The sequence below is a fragment of the Oleiphilus sp. HI0043 genome, assembly GCF_001634935.1.
The window spans coordinates 1-688 of the sequence record NZ_LWEY01000205.1 but is presented as its reverse complement, the minus strand read 5'-3'; the positions used below and the strand labels follow the sequence as shown (position 1 = coordinate 688).

Genomic DNA, 688 nt, shown 5'->3' with positions numbered 1-688 from the left:
ACTTTTATTAACCAAGGAAGAAACAATACCAAGTGTCGTTGATTTCCCCGCACCGTTAGGCCCCAATAAAGCGAAGAAGTCACCCTGCTCGACACTGACACTGACATTCTGCAAAGCGACATGACCATTACCATAAGTTTTGTTTAAGCCGCGAATCTCTAGAGCGTTTTGCATGATTTGTTTAGTGCCTGCTTGTAAGTAGAGAGGTAAAGTGGAGTGCTCTATCTTGGGGTTAGGCAAAGGAATTTCAAGTCACCAAGGAATGAATATCCGCTTATCTCGAAGAAAGGGTTCTGCATCCTATCGGTAATTTCGCAGGAAGACCTCTTCTCCCATATATTGAATCTGCTGATCAATCATTTTCTCAAAAGGCTTCAACAAAGTTTCGCTATCAATATTTTCATCCAATAGGGGCAGCACTTTTGCGACCGCTTCAATTGTTGATAATGAAAACTCATGTGTCGATTTGCGGATACGATAGCGACTTTTCCCGGCATTTAACAGGGCGAGTGTCGGCAAACTTTGCAGCCAAGTATTCACCAAAACCAGCTCCCGGGTATTCCTCCAGGTGCCATCGAGGATAACTAGCGAATCATATTGTTGTAGCGACTTTAAAAGCGGTGAAGCTAGATCGCTCAGATCTAATACAAGATGTTCTTCGTCATCAGATAGCGACTCAGGATACAAC

Annotated in this window: 2 protein-coding genes; both read right to left on the bottom strand. The window is 43.5% G+C overall.

The genetic code is table 11. The features are described from left to right. The coding region (locus A3729_RS03430; RefSeq protein WP_156497617.1) for an ATP-binding cassette domain-containing protein at positions 1-174 on the bottom strand (174 nt) is incomplete at its 3' end. Between the two features lie 126 nt (positions 175-300). Further along, positions 301-688, bottom strand: a 388-nt coding sequence (locus A3729_RS03425) for a DTW domain-containing protein (RefSeq protein WP_197475520.1), incomplete at its 5' end; no start/stop codon positions are given.